The sequence below is a fragment of the Sinomonas sp. G460-2 genome (assembly GCF_047759905.1).
Classification (GTDB): Bacteria; Actinomycetota; Actinomycetes; order Actinomycetales; family Micrococcaceae; genus Sinomonas.
Genome location: NZ_JBKZWT010000001.1, coordinates 70,866 through 86,218 on the forward strand (window position 1 = coordinate 70,866; position 15,353 = coordinate 86,218).

The 15,353-nt window shown below is 64.2% G+C and carries 14 protein-coding genes; 11 read left to right on the forward strand and 3 right to left on the reverse strand.

Features of this window, described 5'->3' with window-relative positions:
* Positions 1–181: 181 nt before the first annotated feature.
* Both ACLN58_RS00325 and ACLN58_RS00330 read right to left on the reverse strand, forming a co-directional pair.
* Entirely contained in the window at positions 182–499 is a 318-nt protein-coding gene (locus tag ACLN58_RS00325) for an EthD family reductase (protein ID WP_415853276.1), read from the reverse strand.
* 8 nt (positions 500–507) lie between these two features.
* Entirely contained in the window at positions 508–2,088 is a 1,581-nt protein-coding gene (locus tag ACLN58_RS00330; protein WP_415853277.1) for an acyl-CoA carboxylase subunit beta, read from the reverse strand.
* Positions 2,089–2,201: 113 nt separating this feature from the next.
* Here ACLN58_RS00330 and ACLN58_RS00335 point away from each other — a divergent pair, with 113 nt between their 5' ends.
* The 3 genes from ACLN58_RS00335 to ACLN58_RS00345 all read left to right on the forward strand — a co-directional run bounded on the left by ACLN58_RS00335 (position 2,202) and on the right by ACLN58_RS00345 (position 5,072).
* Complete coding sequence (locus ACLN58_RS00335) at positions 2,202–2,693, forward strand: MaoC/PaaZ C-terminal domain-containing protein (RefSeq protein WP_415853278.1); 492 nt, start codon at positions 2,202–2,204, stop codon at positions 2,691–2,693.
* A 3-nt stretch (positions 2,694–2,696) separates the two neighbouring features.
* Positions 2,697–3,881 (forward strand): acyl-CoA dehydrogenase family protein, encoded by a 1,185-nt coding sequence (locus ACLN58_RS00340; protein ID WP_415853279.1) that lies wholly within the window; start codon positions 2,697–2,699, stop codon positions 3,879–3,881.
* A gap of 75 nt (positions 3,882–3,956) precedes the next feature.
* Positions 3,957–5,072, forward strand: a complete 1,116-nt coding sequence (locus tag ACLN58_RS00345) for an alkene reductase (protein ID WP_415853280.1) — start codon at positions 3,957–3,959, stop codon at positions 5,070–5,072.
* A gap of 333 nt (positions 5,073–5,405) precedes the next feature.
* Here the strand turns inward: ACLN58_RS00345 and ACLN58_RS00350 are convergent, their stop codons facing one another.
* A complete protein-coding gene (locus ACLN58_RS00350; protein ID WP_415853281.1) occupies positions 5,406–6,692 on the reverse strand; it encodes an ROK family protein in 1,287 nt (428 codons plus the stop codon).
* A gap of 288 nt (positions 6,693–6,980) precedes the next feature.
* On the opposite strand from ACLN58_RS00350, the gene ACLN58_RS00355 reads away from it, so the two are divergent.
* The 8 genes from ACLN58_RS00355 to ACLN58_RS00390 form a co-directional block, all read left to right on the forward strand.
* Complete coding sequence (locus tag ACLN58_RS00355; RefSeq protein ID WP_415853282.1) at positions 6,981–7,922, forward strand: ABC transporter permease; 942 nt, start codon at positions 6,981–6,983, stop codon at positions 7,920–7,922.
* Positions 7,919–9,910 carry a dipeptide/oligopeptide/nickel ABC transporter permease/ATP-binding protein gene (locus ACLN58_RS00360; RefSeq protein WP_415853283.1) on the forward strand — a complete coding sequence of 664 codons (1,992 nt, stop codon included), beginning with the start codon at positions 7,919–7,921 and terminating at the stop codon, positions 9,908–9,910. Before ACLN58_RS00355 ends, ACLN58_RS00360 begins: the two co-directional genes overlap by 4 nt.
* 88 nt (positions 9,911–9,998) lie before the next feature.
* On the forward strand, positions 9,999–10,727 hold the full coding sequence (locus ACLN58_RS00365; RefSeq protein ID WP_415853284.1) for an ATP-binding cassette domain-containing protein: 729 nt from the start codon (positions 9,999–10,001) through the stop codon (positions 10,725–10,727).
* A gap of 90 nt (positions 10,728–10,817) precedes the next feature.
* Positions 10,818–12,398 carry an ABC transporter substrate-binding protein gene (locus ACLN58_RS00370; RefSeq protein ID WP_415853285.1) on the forward strand — a complete coding sequence of 527 codons (1,581 nt, stop codon included), beginning with the start codon at positions 10,818–10,820 and terminating at the stop codon, positions 12,396–12,398.
* Positions 12,399–12,482: 84 nt separating this feature from the next.
* Entirely contained in the window at positions 12,483–13,448 is a 966-nt protein-coding gene (locus tag ACLN58_RS00375) for a nuclear transport factor 2 family protein (RefSeq protein ID WP_415853286.1), read from the forward strand.
* A gap of 51 nt (positions 13,449–13,499) precedes the next feature.
* Complete coding sequence (locus ACLN58_RS00380; RefSeq protein ID WP_415853287.1) at positions 13,500–13,991, forward strand: nuclear transport factor 2 family protein; 492 nt, start codon at positions 13,500–13,502, stop codon at positions 13,989–13,991.
* A gap of 21 nt (positions 13,992–14,012) precedes the next feature.
* Complete coding sequence (locus tag ACLN58_RS00385) at positions 14,013–14,984, forward strand: nuclear transport factor 2 family protein (protein WP_415853288.1); 972 nt, start codon at positions 14,013–14,015, stop codon at positions 14,982–14,984.
* A 56-nt stretch (positions 14,985–15,040) separates the two neighbouring features.
* The coding region (locus ACLN58_RS00390) for an aldo/keto reductase (RefSeq protein ID WP_415853289.1) at positions 15,041–15,353 on the forward strand (313 nt) is incomplete at its 3' end.

The window sequence follows — 15,353 nt, forward strand, 5'->3', positions numbered from 1 at the left end:
AAGCGTACGTCCGTCATGTTCGTCAATCAATATTTCCCTGCGCATTGGGCGCAAGTCTGAAGGTACTCCCCGGATTGTGAGTCATTCCCCCGAAGAGGCGGGGATTTGTGACCCGCCGCAGAACGCGGCCCTCTGGCGGAGACGTGGCCTCGTTTGCGGGAGCTGCCCGAACCGGGACTCACTAATCGTTCAGGTCGATCTCTACCTCGTCGGCGAGGAACCACTGTATCCGCTCGAGGAACTGCTCCTCGTGCTCGAAGAGCCGCTTCGCCTCCTCGCCCGCATAGGCGGCCTTGACATCGGCGACGCTGGCGAACCAGAGCTCGGCCATGCCGTCGAACGGCCATTGCTCGCGGTGCTCGATAGCGGGGTTCTGGCGGTACCTCCGCAGCCCAGGCAGCTTCCGGACGAGGACCGGGTGCTCGACGTTCCACTTGTGGAGGAACTCCTCGCGGCTGATTCCTGGCTTGGCGTTGAGGACTGCGACGACTTTGATCATGGCTTCTCCTAGACGGGGGTGACGGCCTGGCGGCGATCGACAGGGACAGCCTTGCGGCGCCCGTACAGGTCAAGGCGGCGCATGAGGTCGGAGCGGAGGCCGTTGGCTGGCACGACGGCCTCGACCGCATTCGCGTTGGCGATCTTGAACACGTCGATCCCCTCGGCGTACTCGCTGTGCTTCTCCATGATGAACTTGCGGCGCTCGTCGGGGTCCTGGATCTCGTGGATCTGGTTGTAGTAGATCCCGTTAATGGCCGCATCGGGTCCCATGAGGGCCGGGCGGGCGGTAGGGAGAGCGATGACGGCGTCGGGGTTCATAGGGGCGCCGGACATGGCGAGGTAGCCGCCGCCATAGGCCTTGCGGACAAGGACGGTGATCCGGGGGACGCGGCATTCCGAGACGGCGAAGATCATCTTGGCCCCATGCCTGATGATGCCTTGGCGCTCGACCGCGGAGCCGATCATGTAACCAGCGATGTCCACGAGGAAGATGATCGGGATATTGTAGGCGTTGCAGATCCAGATGAAGCGCGCGGCCTTGTCCGAAGAGTCCGGGAAGATCGAACCGCCCATGTGCTTGGGCTGGTTCCCCACGAGACCGACGGGGCGACCTCCGATGCGGGCCAGGCCGGTGAGCATTTCGGGCGCGAAGAGCTCCTTGTAGGGGAACCAGGTCCCCTCGTCGACAAGAGACTCGACGAACTCCTCCATGTCGAACACCTCGGCCTCGCGCAGGGGCACGATCTCCTCGAGGGTGCGCCCAGCGCGCGGCTCTGCGGGAGGGGCGATGGGGGCAGGCTGTTCCCAGTTCGATGGGAGGAAGCTGAGCCAGACGCGGATGGCCGCAATGGCTTCGGCATCGTCCTCGACGAGGACGTCGCCCAGCCCGGAGACCGTGCAGTGCATCTCCGCGCCGCCCATCTCCTCCAAGGTAACCTTCTCCCCCGTGACCATCTCGGCCAGCCGAGGAGATCCGAGGTAGGCCGTGGCGTGGCCGCGGACCATGATGGTCAAATCGCAAAGCGCCGGCACGTACGCCGAGCCTGCCGGCGACGGACCGAAGAGTGCACAGACCTGGGGTACGCGCCCTGAGATCTGGACCTGATTGTAGAAGATGTTCCCCCACGCGTGGCGGCCGGCGAAGCTCTCGAACTGTTCGTCGATCCGGGCTCCGGCGGAATCGAAGAGGTAGACGAGTGGAATGCCAGCCGCGGTCGCCTTGTCCTGGGCCGCTGTGATCTTTTCGAACGTGCGGTTGCCCCACGTTCCGGCCTTGACGCTGAAGTCGTTGGCGATGACGCAGACCTCACGCCCGTCGACGCGCCCGAAGGCGATGACGACGGCGTCGCCGGGCAGGCCGTCCTCGAACCGGGCCAGGAGGCCGTCCTCGATGTACTCGTTGTCGTCGAAGAGCAGCGCGAGCCGGTCGCGGACCAGCAGCTTCCCGGATTCGACGATCTTGCGCCGGTTCTTCTCCGAGCCGCCCAGCTTCGCCTGGTCCGTCTTCTCTCTCAGGAGCTCATGGACGGTCTTGGCCGACTTGGCGGCGTCAGCGTCCACTGCCGAATTGATTTCAGTCGTGCTCATATGGGCCTCCCCTGAAAGCACCGAAAAACATTGTCTCACCCAGTATACGAACAAGCGCTCGCTAGTCTAGTCTTTAAGCGAGGGCATCCAGCTCTCCAAGACCGAGGAGTGAAATGCGGGGATTCGACGACGACGTCGCTGTGGTCGGGACAGACACACCCAAGGGAAGGCCTGACCACCGGTGGGGGGCCCTCGTAGAAGGAGATCGGGTTCACAGCCCCGGCATCACGATCACCGAGGCCCACCTCGTCCAGTGGGCCGGGCTCACAGGCGACTGGGTATCCCTGCACCTCGACGAGGTGTACGCATCGAACACCCAGTTCGGGCAACGAATCGGGCACGGTCCTCTCACGCTGTCTGTCGGCTTGGGCCTCCTGACCCAGACAGGCTACTTCTCCAACGTGGTCGCGTGGCTCGGTCTCGACGAAGTCCGTGCTGTCCAGCCGGTATTCATCGGCGACACGATTCACACCGAGGCGACCGTGCGCGTCGCCCGCGAGACGAAGAAGCCCGACGTGGGCCTCTGGACCCTCGACTACGTCGTCGTCAAGCAGGACGGGAGATCGGTCATGACCTTCACGAGCAGCTTCCTCGTGAGGCGATAGCCCTTGACGCGCCAGCCCACCCGACCCGCAGCCGCCCCCGACGTCGGCAGCGCCGCCGACCTGCTGGACATAGCACGTTCGGTCTTGGCGGATTACGCGACAGAGGAGCGAGTGCGTGAATTCGACGAAGCGGAACGATTCGATGCGGAGCTCTACCTTGAGCTTGCCCGGGCTGGTCTCCTGTCCGCGGCGCTCTCCACGGCCGGGAAGCCGCACCATGGTCGCCAGACAGCCATTCTCGAGGAACTCGGAGCCGGGCCGACGTCGATCGGAGTCGCCTTCGTCGTGCAGTACATGGCGGTCGAGCTCTTGGCATCGCACGGGACGGAGCAGCAGAAGGCAGAGTTTCTCGATCCTCTCCTCGAAGGAGCCGCGCGCGCCTCATTCGCGCTGAGCGAGCCCGACGGCGGAACGGACGTCGCCCGGGCAATGAAGACGGTCGCGGTCGCCCTGCCCGACGGCAGCTACTCGATCAGCGGCCAGAAGAAGTGGATCGGGGGCGCAATGGATAGTGACTACCTCATCCTCTTGGCCCGCACGGCGCCGATCAGCGGCTCCGCCGCAATCAACGGGATCACGACCTTCCTCGTCCGTCGAGGCACGCCGGGTATCGAGTCGCAGGAGATCGAAACGATGGGCATCCGCGGGCTCGCCCAGTGCGACATCCGAATGGACGACGTCCGGGTACCAGGCGACTGCGTTCTGGGGCGTCCAGATTTCGGGTTCCGCCAAGTGCTCGCCACACTGAATGGAGAACGACTGAACGCGGCGGCTGTCGCACTGGGAATCGCGCGCGGAGCATTTGGGACGGCGCTCGACTGGGCACGGTCACGATACGCATTTGGCCGCGCGGTCGGCGGCTTTCAGGCCCTGCAGCACTCGCTCGTCGATACGAGTCTCAAGATCGAGGCGGCCGCGCTCCTGCTCGAGAAGGCCGTTAAAAGCGCCGACAGCGCGAGCGCCAGCGCGGACGTTGAGTCGGCCCTCGCGAAACTCGCCGCCTCAGAGGCCGCGATCAGCACCACGGATGTCGGCATGCGCCTCATGGGCGGCTGGGGCTTCGCCCGAGCGATGCCCATGCAGCGATACTTCCGAGACGCACGGCTCTATGCCTTCGCTCCGCTCACGAACGAGATGATCCGCAACTACCTCGGCGAGAGAATGCTGCACCTCCCGCGGTCGTACTGATCCGACGCCAATCAGCCAGAACGAAACCGCCGTCAACGGCACAGACGCAGAAAGCCGAACACCAAGGAGAACACCATGACACAGCGCCTCTTCGATCCCGTCCTCGTCGGAGGACAGCTCCTTCCCAACCGGATCGTGCTCCCTCCCCTGACAAGGAGCCGTGCGACATCGGACGGCGTCCCGACACCTTTGATGGCGAAGTACTACCGGCAGCGTTCTGGGGCAGGACTCATCGTCGCGGAAGGAACCGTCGTCTCGCCACAGGGCAATGCCTATGCCCGGGTGCCGGGGCTCTACTCGAGGGAACAGGTCCAAGGTTGGAAGCCCGTCGTTGAGGCGGCGAAAAGCCAGGGTGCGGCCTTCTACGCCCAGCTCTGGCACGTGGGCCGTCAGGCCCACTCGATGGTCCAGCCGGATGGCCTTGCCCCATTGGCTCCGTCGCCTATTCCGATCACCGGCTGGGGGTACCGGACTCCTGAGGGGAAGAGAGTGCCGTACGAGACCCCGCGGGAGCTCACCCGTGAAGGGATCAGGGAGATCCTAGGACAGTTCGCGGATGCTGCCGCAAATGCGATGCAGGCAGGTTTCGACGGCGTGGAGCTCCATGCTGCCAACGGGTACCTCTTCGACCAGTTCTTCAACAGGAGCTCGAATCAGCGCATCGACGAGTACGGCGGATCAGTCGAGAACCGGGTCAGGTTCTTGAACGAGGTGCTGGGGGCGCTTGCCCAGGTCATCCCGCTGAACCGTGTGGGAATCAGACTCTCACCCTCGTCTGGCTGGATGGACATGCGCGATCCTGACAAGCGCAGTGTCTATTCCGAGGCCGTGCGAATTGCCAGCCGTCGAGGTCTGGCATACCTTCACCTTGTCGAGCCGGGAATCGAAGCCTCTGACGATGTCGACCTCGGCGAGGACTGGATCCCCTCGGGCGAACTCGCGGCGCTCTTTGACGGTCCCGTCATCGTCACGGGTGGCCATACTGCGGAGACAGCCTCAGCACAGATCGTGGCGGGCGTGGCCGACATGGTGGGATTCGGCCGTCTGTTCATTTCCAACCCGGACCTCCCGCACAGGTTCCAGCACGGCACGGAATTGCAGGAGGCGCACGCCGACGGCCTCTACTCGGATGACGAACTCGGCTACACCGACTACCCGTGCCACCCCAGCTATGCGCCCTCGCGCAGCTGACCAAGCGCAGAACCCACGTCGACGTAGACCCTAGGCGGGGGCCGTCGGGGCGGCGGGCTCGGAAGTCTCCGGCGACGGCCGGCGAGACCACGGGCCCGCCCCTGGCACCGACGCTAGACGAGCTCGTGCCATAGAAGGTGGTAGTCGCGATGGCGGTGACAGGATGCCGAGCTCCCCTCTCCCAGGCCCCTCAGCAAACTTCTCCTCGTCATTCCCCGGACTCCAAAAGGTCGCGCCAACAACGGGGAACCGGCGTAATCCGAGCGGGTCGCCGGAACCAGGTGCCTCGACGGCCTACTCCGCCATTCCTTGGCTGGAGTCAAACAATCAGGGTCAGTGCCGTCGCCTGAGACCGGACTGGACGCGTTCGAGAACGGGCGCGATGCGAGCGGCTGTGAGCGCGTGTTCTTGGCCGACGACGAGACCTCCGGCCGTACCCGACCAAGTTCCGAGGAGGGGCCGGGTGATGACGAGCCTGCGGGTGGCCAGTGGCAGAGCCCGGCGATAGACGACCGCGCGCGCTTCGGTCAAGAGATCGTCGCTCACGCCGGTCAGTGAACCTCCCATAACGACCCTGGCCGGATTGTAGGCCTGGACCAGGTCTGCGACGACCTCACCGATGAGGGCCGCCGCTTCCCGCACCTGACCCACGACGAGGCGGTTGTTGGCCCGAATGGCCTGAAAGAGCTCCTCAATGGAGGCGGGCACCTCGTCGTTGGGGCCGGCGATCCGCTGGACGCTCCGCAGGATCGACGGGACCGCGGCCACAGCTTCGAGGCACCCGACGTTCCCGCAAGGGCACTCCGCGTGCTGCGGCGCCGTGACACGCACGTGCCCGATGTCGCCCGCCGCACCGTCGGCGCCCCGGTACAGCTCCCCGTTCGTCGTGACCAGGCCGCCACCGATCCCCGTGCCGACCTTGATGTAAAGCAACGGGCTCTGGCTCTCCGGGAGCGCGCGCGCTTCCCCCAAGGCACGGAGGTTGACGTCGTTCTCGCACAGAACGTCGCATCCAAGCTCCGCCTCCAGTGCCGCTGCGACGGGGAAATCGTCCCAACCGGGCATGATAGGCGGCTTCACCGTAACGCCCTGTCCGGGATCAACTGGACCCGGCATCCCGATCACCATTACCAGGCGCTCACGGGGGGCTACACCCAGGTTGGCGAGCACAGTGCGAAACCTGACCGCCAGCTCGTCGATTGTCTTCTCAGGGCCTCGGCTGACGCTGGCAACGAATTCCTCATGTCCCAGGACCGACTGGCCGGCATCGTGAACGCTTATCCTGGCCCGGCTGGCACCGAGGTCGGCGACGAGGACCACCCCGAAGGCTGGATTCAACCCAAGCAGCTCGGCAGGGCGCCCTCGCCCTGCCACAGGCCGCACCCCGTGATTCTTGACCACGCCGGCCAGCTCCAGCATGAGGAGAGCCTCGGTGATCGATGATCGCGCAAGGCCCGTGCGCTCGATGAGTTCAGATCGTGTCACCGCAGCACCGCTGGCAATCAGCCGCACGAGCACGCTTGCAAGGCAATCGGGAGAGACCCGAGTCGAGACCGAGGGAACGGAGAGGCGGACCTTGCGCCCGATCGGCTCCAGCCGCGCCCTTGCGGCAATAGTCACGCGTCCTCCGAAGGCTAGTCAATCCTGGCAGCTACAAGCGTGCGTTTGTTAGTGTATCAGCCCTCATCGCGCTTGTGTCAATCAGAAGGCGGCCGGGGCCCTTCGGCACGAAGTGTGAGGTTTTTGTCCTATTTCTGTCGCGAACAGGCCAAATTGAAAGTCTTGATCGGGCGAATGTGACGTGTCTAACGTAATCGGCATCATCCAAACGATCGCTAGTACGGCGGACTCAAAGGAGGGCCCCTTGCTTCATCGGACCCAATGCTTCAGCCGGGGGGATGTCCGGCTATGACCAGAGTGATCTTGCACCGCCTCGCGGTTGCCATCCCAGTGCTCTTCCTGATGTCGATCTTCACGTTCGTCCTCGTCTCGTTCCTGCCTGGCGACGCGGCGAAGGCCCTCCTCGGGGAGAACGCCACTCCTCAGCAGATCGAACAGCTGCGCCAGCAGATGGGCCTGAACCGGCCATTGGCCGAGCAGTATCTCGCGTGGCTGGGCTCCGCCATGCACGGCGACTTCGGGAGCTCGCTCCTCAACGGCCAACCCGTCGTCGAGATCCTCAATACCCGCCTTCCCGTCACGCTTGGCCTGATCTTGGCCACCACCGTCGTCACGTCCGTCGTCGGAGTGGTGCTCGGGTTTGCCAGCGCGCTGCGAGGAGGGTGGCTTGGACGTCTGGTCGACCTGCTCGCCTTCGTGAGCTTCGCCTCACCCCCTTTTTGGATCGCACTCCTCCTCATCACGCTGTTCTCGGTAGAGTGGCATGTCCTTCCGCCGAACGGCTTCGTGCCGCTGGCCGAATCACCGTTGGGCTGGGTGCAGACGATGCTGCTTCCAATCGTCGCGCTAGCGACGGGAGGCTTCGCCGGCATCGCGACCCAGACCCGCGACTCCACGATGGACGCGCTGGGGCGAGACTTCGTCCGGGTCCTGTTCGCGAACGGCCTCACCCGGCGGTCAATCGCGTGGAAGCACGTGTTGCGATCGTCCGCCCCCGCGGTGCTGACAGTGATCGGCCTCATCTTCGTGAGCCTGCTTTCGGGAGCGGTACTGATTGAGCAGGTCTTCGCGCTTCCCGGAGTGGGCCAGGAGGTTGTAACGGCAACCACCAACCACGACATCCCTGTCATCCAAGGCGCTGTCCTATACCTGACCGCGATCGTTCTGATCGTCAACCTTGTCGTGGACATCATGTATGGCTTCGTCGACCCGAGGGTGCGTGTGCGATGACCGAAGTTCTCGTTGAAACCACTGCCACATCGGCTGCCACCAAACTCGCCCCACCCCGGCGTCCGAAGCTGGTCGGCCGCGTGCTCAAGAATCCCCTTGGGCTGATGGCTTCCCTCTGGATCCTCTTGGTTGTGGCGGTCGCAGTCGCCGGCCAGCGGATCGCTCCATATTCGCCAACCGACATTGACCTCAACGCCATCGCAAGCGGATTCACCGGTGAGCACCTTCTCGGCACGGACAGCCTTGGCCGTGACGTCCTGTCGAGACTCATCGTGGGCACCACCCCAAGCGCCGAGGGCGTAGTGGTGGCCGTCCTCGTGTTTGCAGCGATCGGCATCCCCGTCGGCGTCCTGGCCGGCTACTACGGCGGCTGGCTGGACGCGGCCGTCGGTCGCGTCAATGACATCGTGATGAGCCTGCCCGGGCTCATTCTGTTGCTGGTCGTCCTAGCTGTTTTCTCCCACAATCAGGATGCCGCCATGATCGCGCTCGGCATTCTCGGCGCACCTGGGCTGATCCGCGTCACCCGTGCAGTGACCATGTCCGTTCGCGAGGAGCTCTATATTGCCGCCGCACGCGTCTTTGGGCTCACTGGATTTCGCATCCTCGTGCGGCATGTGCTCCCTCGCATCCAGAGCACCGCCATCGTGCAACTCGCCCTTTTTGCCGCTGCCGCGCTGGCAGTTCAAAGCGGTCTGGCATTCCTTGGCTTCGGTCCCCAGCCCCCGGCGCCCAGCTGGGGCGGGATGATCGGGGACGCCTCCGCGGAGATCATGAGCCAGCCCTGGCAGATCGTTCCTCCCGGACTGGCAATCGGTCTGACCATGGTTGCCTTCGGCTTGCTTGGCAACTCGATTCGGGATGCGGTGGCGTCGTCGTGGAGCCACATCCAGTCCGATCTGCTCCGTCGGCACAAGCCCACTCGTAACACCATCGGCAAACCAATCGGCGCCAGAGGCGCGCTGTTGTCGGTCCGCGGCTTGTGCGTAACCGTCGTTCGCGACGGTGTCAAGCAGACAGTCGTGCGATCCGTCGACCTCGACATCATGCCTGGAGAAACGGTGGGCGTCGTCGGGGAGAGCGGCTGCGGCAAGACGCTCACGTCGCTCGGGATCCTCGGCGCGCTACCCCCCGGGGCCCAAGTCTCGGCAGGCAGCGTGATGCTGCGAGGCGAGAACCTGGGGGAGATGACAGCGGTCCAGCGGGACGCCGTGCGAGGACGGCGCATCGCGTACGTCTCCCAAGAGCCCGCCTTGGCCCTTGATCCCATGTTCAGCGTGGGCAGCCAACTCCGCGAAGCTGTCCGCCGCCACCACGGCCTGAGCCGGAAGGAAGCCGATGCGCGCGTGCTCGAATTGCTCGAGATGGTCAGGCTTCCCGAGCCGGCTCTCATCTCCCGCAAGTACCCCCACCAGCTTTCGGGCGGCATGGCGCAACGCGTAGGAATAGCGCTGGCGCTTTCTGGGCAGCCAGAGCTCCTGATCGCAGATGAGCCGACGACCGCCCTGGATGTGACGACCCAGGCCGAGATCCTGAGCCTTCTCGCCGAGCTGAATGACGAGACGGGCATGGCGACACTGATCGTCACACATGACTGGGGTGTTGTCGCCTCGCTCTGCGACCGGGCAGTGGTCATGTATGCCGGAGAGGTCGCCGAGGTTGCACCAGTCACCGACGTCTTCTCCGACCCGAAGCATCCCTACACCGCGGCCTTGCTCAGATCCAATCCTCACGTCGTGCTGGAGCTCGGCTCGGACAGAGCCGGCGAAGGCGGTGACATCCCTCGGCTGCCGACCATCCCCGGTGAGGTGCCCGCTCCGGGTGCGCTCGGCGTCGGGTGTGCCTTCGCTGACCGCTGCGCCATCTCCGGCGCCGAATGCCGGACCGGCCTCATCCTCCTCGAGAGCCGCGGACCGAACCACAGCAGCCGGTGCCTGCGCCCAAACCAGGTCAACAACCGTGAAGTGGTGAGCCATGAGACTGCCTGACCGCAGCCCACAGACGTCCCTCCTGAAGGTGAACGACCTCGTCGTGCGGTATGGTAGCCGCCGTCGTTCCGAACCTGTCGTTCGAGGCGTGGGCTTCAGCATTGAGCACGGGCAGACCGTGGGCCTCGTCGGAGAATCGGGCTCCGGCAAGTCCTCGATCGGCAAGGCGATTCTGGGTCTCGTGCCTCCCGAGTCGGGAAGCATCCATCTCGCCGGTCGGAACATCATCAACCTTGCGCGGTCTGCTCGCCGCAGCCTCTCAAAGGATCTTCAGGTCGTCTTCCAGGACCCGAACAGCTCCCTCAACCCGACACGCACCATTGGCAGCAGCCTTATCGAACCGCTCTTGGCGGCCAGGCGGTGCACACGCATCGAGGCCCTCGGACGAGCTCGCGACATGCTCGCAAGAGTAGGCATGCCGGCAGACTCCATGGACCGATACCCCTCTGCCTTCTCCGGAGGGCAGCGCCAGCGCATCGCCATCGCACGAGCACTCGTCATGGATCCGAAGCTCATCGTCTGCGATGAGCCGGTGAGCGCCCTCGACCTCTCCGTTCAGGCGCAGGTGCTCAATCTCATGGTCGAGCTCCAAGCCCGCGACGGGCTGTCCTATCTGTTCATCAGCCACGACCTCTCTGTTGTCCGCTATATCTCCCATCACGTTCTCGTCCTGCAACGGGGCGCCGTGGTGGAGGAAGGCTCCGGTGACCAGGTATGGAATGCGCCGGTCCACCCCTATACGCGCGCCTTGATCGATTCGATCCCAGAACCGGACCCCGCGCGTCGACAGCGAAGGAGGGCTCCCGCTTCAGTTTGAACCCCGGCCGAGGGCCACATCGGCGCCACCTCGGGTCAGACTCCGGCTGCCCGCCGGTCTGCCAACTAAGTGCGACAAGGAAGAACAACGATGTTCAAGATCGACAGGCGCCATTCGGCGCCGACCATCGGCGCGGCAGCATTGGCTGCGGCCACTCTGCTCCTCGCCACTGCTTGCGCCCCCTCCGCGAGCGAAAGCTCCTCCAGGACACATTCAGGTGGGCATGGCGACACCCTGACAATTGCCACAGCAAATGCTCCCGCCACCTTGGATCCTGCCCTCATGGGCGCGGGCAATTACATGATCTGGACCAGCGAACTTGGATACGACTCCCTGATCCATCTCGCCGGCGACGGCTCCTACCAGCCGGATCTGGCCGCCAAGTGGGAATACAAGGGACTCAATGAGTTCGACATCACCCTGCGTGACAATGTCACATTCGCGGACGGCACAACGCTCAATGCCGACGCGGTCGCAGCTTCCCTCAACTACGCCTTCAAGGCTGCCGGCGCCACACAGGCATGGGCTCACAATGTGACCGAAGCCAAAGTGGCCGGGCCGATGACGGTTTCAATCGCGTGTAAGGCATCATGCCCGGAGCTTCCGTTCCTGTTGAGCCAGAACGTACAGCTCGGAAGCATCATCAGCCCGGCCGGGCTAGCCGACCCAAAGGCGCTCTCCACCGCGACCTTTGGAGCCGGGCCCTACATCCTTAACAAGTCCCAATCCGTCACAGGCGACCACTACACCTTTGACTCCAACCCAAAGTACTGGAACCAGGCGGCGATCCACTTCAACCACGTGGTCCTCCGCGTGATCGCGAATGACAACGCGCGACTCTCCAGCCTGAAGGCTGGGCAGGTGGACATTGTCGATAACGTGCCTTTCCAGTCCGCTGCCTCGGTCAAGGCTGGCGGCGCCGCCGTCGCATCCCCGCCAACCGGCTTCCTAGGCATCGAATTCCTCGACCGGACCGGGCAGCTTCAGCCAGAACTCGCAGACGTCCGGGTTCGGCAGGCGCTCAACTACGCCGTGGACCGAGACGCGATCGTCAAGGCCCTTGGTTATGACCATGCAACCCCCACAGAGCAGATGACTGGCTCTGGATCCGGCGCCTACGACCCCGCACTGGACAAGACCTACCCGTACGACCCGCAGAAGGCCAAGCAGCTCCTCACCGAGGCGGGATACCCCAACGGCTTCACCATCAAGCTCGAGACCCAAGTGCCCATGCCCCACGTGAGCAACTACACCCAGGCCGTCATGAGCCAATGGGAGAAGATCGGCGTCAAGACCGACCTGACGAGCGATCAGACCTTCCCGGCGTGGATCGACAACATCGCCGCTAAGAAGTTCCCAGGCGCCAGCTATCTCTACGGCACGCTGCCGTTCTCACTGCAGTCGACCAGCTTCTACACCAACACCGGCGGACCCTACAACGCCTACAAGACCGACCCCAAGGTCGACGAGATGCTCAAGGCAGCGTCAGCCGCGCCAGGTGACCAAGCGACCGAGATCTACAAGCAGATCAACAAGTACTCCGTCGAACAGGCCTTCTCGGTCCCGCTCGCCCAGGTCGACGTTCTCTACGCCGCCAACAAGACCGTAAACCTGCCCGGCGGCTCGGCGACAAATGCCGTCCCGATCCTGACCGACGTCACTGCCAACTGATCAACAACCCCACCTGAGCCGACGGAGCCGCGAGACCAACCTTCGCGGCACCGTCGGCGCCGAAAGGAGACAAGCATCATGCCCATGACCGCGCTCGACTACGAACAGATCAAGCAGCGACACGCCCGCTACGGCCACAGCATTGACTTCCACGATGTCGAGGGCGTCGCATCCTGCTTCGCCCCCGAAGGCACATTTGTCGACGACGACGGCGAAAAATCCTGGATGGGGACGGCGCAGCTGCGCGAGTTCGCCGATAGCGTGCACAGCAAGCAGCTGGGGCGTGCGCGTCACACGATGCTCTCATCGCTCATCAGCGGCGACGGCGAGCGGGCCCGCTCCCTTACTTACGCCCTCATTACGCGCGACTATGGCCCGGGGCAGGGCAAGGGCCAGACCACCCACTCTGCGGTGCTCACCACCGGTGTGTACGAAGACGAACTCGTCAAAATCGACGGCAACTGGGTCTACGCCCGGCGATGCTTCCAGCATGACGGTTGGCCCAAGGTTCTGGGTCGGCTTCGAAAGCCGGCCCCGGTCGCAACCTTCGAGGCCGCCGATGAGGGGTCCGGCAAGGAGCTGACCGCGACGGACCACGAGGAGATCAGGCAGCTGCTTGCCCGCTATTGCTTCACTCTGGACTTCGGCGACTACGACGGTTTCGTCGAGTGCTTCACCGAGGACGGGGTCTTCGGCGCCCCGACTTCTCACGATCCCGTGCGCGGATCGAAGCGCTTACGCGAGTTCGCCGTCAATGTCGACACAAAGGTCCAGGGGCACGCGCGGCATTCCAGCGTAAGCCTTGTGATCGAGGGCGATAGCCAGAAGGCGCGGGTGGCATCCTACGGGTTCATCCCGATGGACTACGGCACTCCGCGACAGTGGAACCAGCGCGACAACGCAACTGTCGGGACCACTGGAATCTACCACGACGAAGTCGTCAAGGTCGACGGCCGCTGGCGCTTCGCCCGCCGCACCTTCAGCTACGACGGATGGCCCGCCGTGGTCGAGATGCTGGGGCGGCCGTTCGACATGGCGCCGTTCGACTGATCGACCGACAAGAATCCACCGCCTCACCTGACTTCACTGAAAGGACCCATCATGGGAATGACTGCCGCCGACTTCGAACAGATCAGGAATCTCCTGGCCCGCTACAGCCACACGCTCGACTTGGGCGACTCCGATGGTTTCGTCCGCTGTTTCACCTCCGAGGGCGAGTTCGACACCAGCAGCCCAGAAGACGACCTGTTCGGCACGCACCGAGGACACGGCGAGCTTCGCAAGTTCGCTGTCGCATCAGCCGAGTACTCGGTCGCGCGTGTTCGGACCACCTGCGCAAACCTGCTCATCGAAGGGGACGGCTCGACGGCGAAGGTCAGCTCGTACGCCTTTGTGACCCGCGACTACGGCCCGCCGATTATCGAGGGACAGGTGACGTACGCCCGCCTCGTCACGACAGGGATGTTCTTTGACGAGCTCGTCAAAGTGGGGGGCGACTGGAAGTTCGCGCGTCGTGTGTTCAGGCACGACGGACTACCGGATGTCCTCGAACGTGTCAGCAAGCCGATCAGCGTAGGACCCGGGACGGCTTAAACTGCATCTGGTCTGGCAGTCATGAGCCTCACAGCCCTCGATTACGAGCACATCCTTCAGCTGCATGCTCGCTACAGCCACGCCATCGACTTCAACGACCTCGAGGCGTTCACGAGCTGCTTCACAGCGGATGGCGCGTTCGTCGCCCCTGACGTCGACCACCGTGGGACTGAGCAGCTTCGCCGCTTCGCGGCGAGTGTCGCGGCCAAGGATGTGGGCCATGTCCGTCACATGCTGATGACCTCGCTGGTCGACGGTGACGACACCACGGCCCGTTCCTTCTCCTTCGCCTTCATCACACGCGACTACGGTCCCATCGCGGGGAGGCTGCAGGTGCCGCCGTCTGCGGTGATCGCGGCCGGGGTCTACGACGACACGCTTGTGAAGTGCGAAGGCGAGTGGCGCTATGCCGTCCGGGCGTTTACCTGGGATGGCACGAGAGAGCAGCTGGCTCATTTGGAGGAGGCCCGCATTCCGTCGCATCGGAGCCTGCGCGGGGCCGCTTTGGCCCTCTCGGACGAAGACCGCTGGGACATCCGGCAATTGCTGGCCTCCTTCTGCCACGCGCTCGACTTCGAGGACATTGAGGGGTTCGTCGGCTGCTTTCAGCCGACGGCCACCCTCGAGTACGAGTTTGCCGACGGCAGCACTGAGCGCATACAAGGCGAGGACGCAATAGGGGCCTTCGCAGCGCGGTCCCAGGGGGTACGGGCGCGAGCGCGCCACCTTGCGCTTAATCCGGTCATCGAGGGGACTGGGTACGCCGCCCACGTCACGTCCTACTGCCTGATGCCAATGGACTACCTATACGGATTCGTGCGCGTGGACTGGCCCTCGCCGGGCCGCTGGGCCCAGCTTCACAACCCCACCATCGGGCATTCCGGAATCTTTCACGACGAGGTCATCAAGGTCGAAGGGCGCTGGCTCTTCGCCGGTCGCCGCTTCGTCGAGGACGGACGACCCGACCAGCACGAAAAGGAGATACTCCCCTGAGCACATCGAGGATCACCCTTGGCGATTTCCATGTTGGGCGCCTCGGATACGGGGCAATGCGGATCACCGGCCCGCACTTCGCCGGACCCCCAGCAGACCCTGAGGCCGCGAAGGCCCTCCTCCGCCACGCCGTTGACCGAGGAGTGACGTTCATCGATACCGCCGACTCCTACGGTCCGGGCGCCTCTGAGGAGCTGATCCGGGAAGCCCTGCATCCCTACCCGTCCGAGCTGGTCATCGCGACCAAGGCCGGCTACACGCGAGAAGGACCCCCAGACTACGGGTGGGGGTTCGGCGGACGTCCGGAGCGCTTGAAACGGTGCTGCGACGAATCCTTATCACGTCTGGGCCTGGACGTCCTTGACATCC

Bases quoted from the DNA above. Each gene is read 5' to 3' on its own strand.
- ACLN58_RS00325 (WP_415853276.1), bottom strand. From the start codon at position 499: ATGATCAAAGTCGTCGCAGTCCTCAACGCCAAGCCAGGAATCAGCCGC.
- ACLN58_RS00330 (WP_415853277.1), bottom strand. From the start codon at position 2,088: ATGAGCACGACTGAAATCAATTCGGCAGTGGACGCTGACGCCGCCAAG.
- ACLN58_RS00335 (WP_415853278.1), top strand. From the start codon at position 2,202: ATGCGGGGATTCGACGACGACGTCGCTGTGGTCGGGACAGACACACCC.
- ACLN58_RS00345 (WP_415853280.1), top strand. From the start codon at position 3,957: ATGACACAGCGCCTCTTCGATCCCGTCCTCGTCGGAGGACAGCTCCTT.
- ACLN58_RS00355 (WP_415853282.1), top strand. From the start codon at position 6,981: ATGACCAGAGTGATCTTGCACCGCCTCGCGGTTGCCATCCCAGTGCTC.
- ACLN58_RS00360 (WP_415853283.1), top strand. From the start codon at position 7,919: ATGACCGAAGTTCTCGTTGAAACCACTGCCACATCGGCTGCCACCAAA.
- ACLN58_RS00370 (WP_415853285.1), top strand. From the start codon at position 10,818: ATGTTCAAGATCGACAGGCGCCATTCGGCGCCGACCATCGGCGCGGCA.
- ACLN58_RS00375 (WP_415853286.1), top strand. From the start codon at position 12,483: ATGACCGCGCTCGACTACGAACAGATCAAGCAGCGACACGCCCGCTAC.
- ACLN58_RS00380 (WP_415853287.1), top strand. From the start codon at position 13,500: ATGGGAATGACTGCCGCCGACTTCGAACAGATCAGGAATCTCCTGGCC.
- ACLN58_RS00385 (WP_415853288.1), top strand. From the start codon at position 14,013: ATGAGCCTCACAGCCCTCGATTACGAGCACATCCTTCAGCTGCATGCT.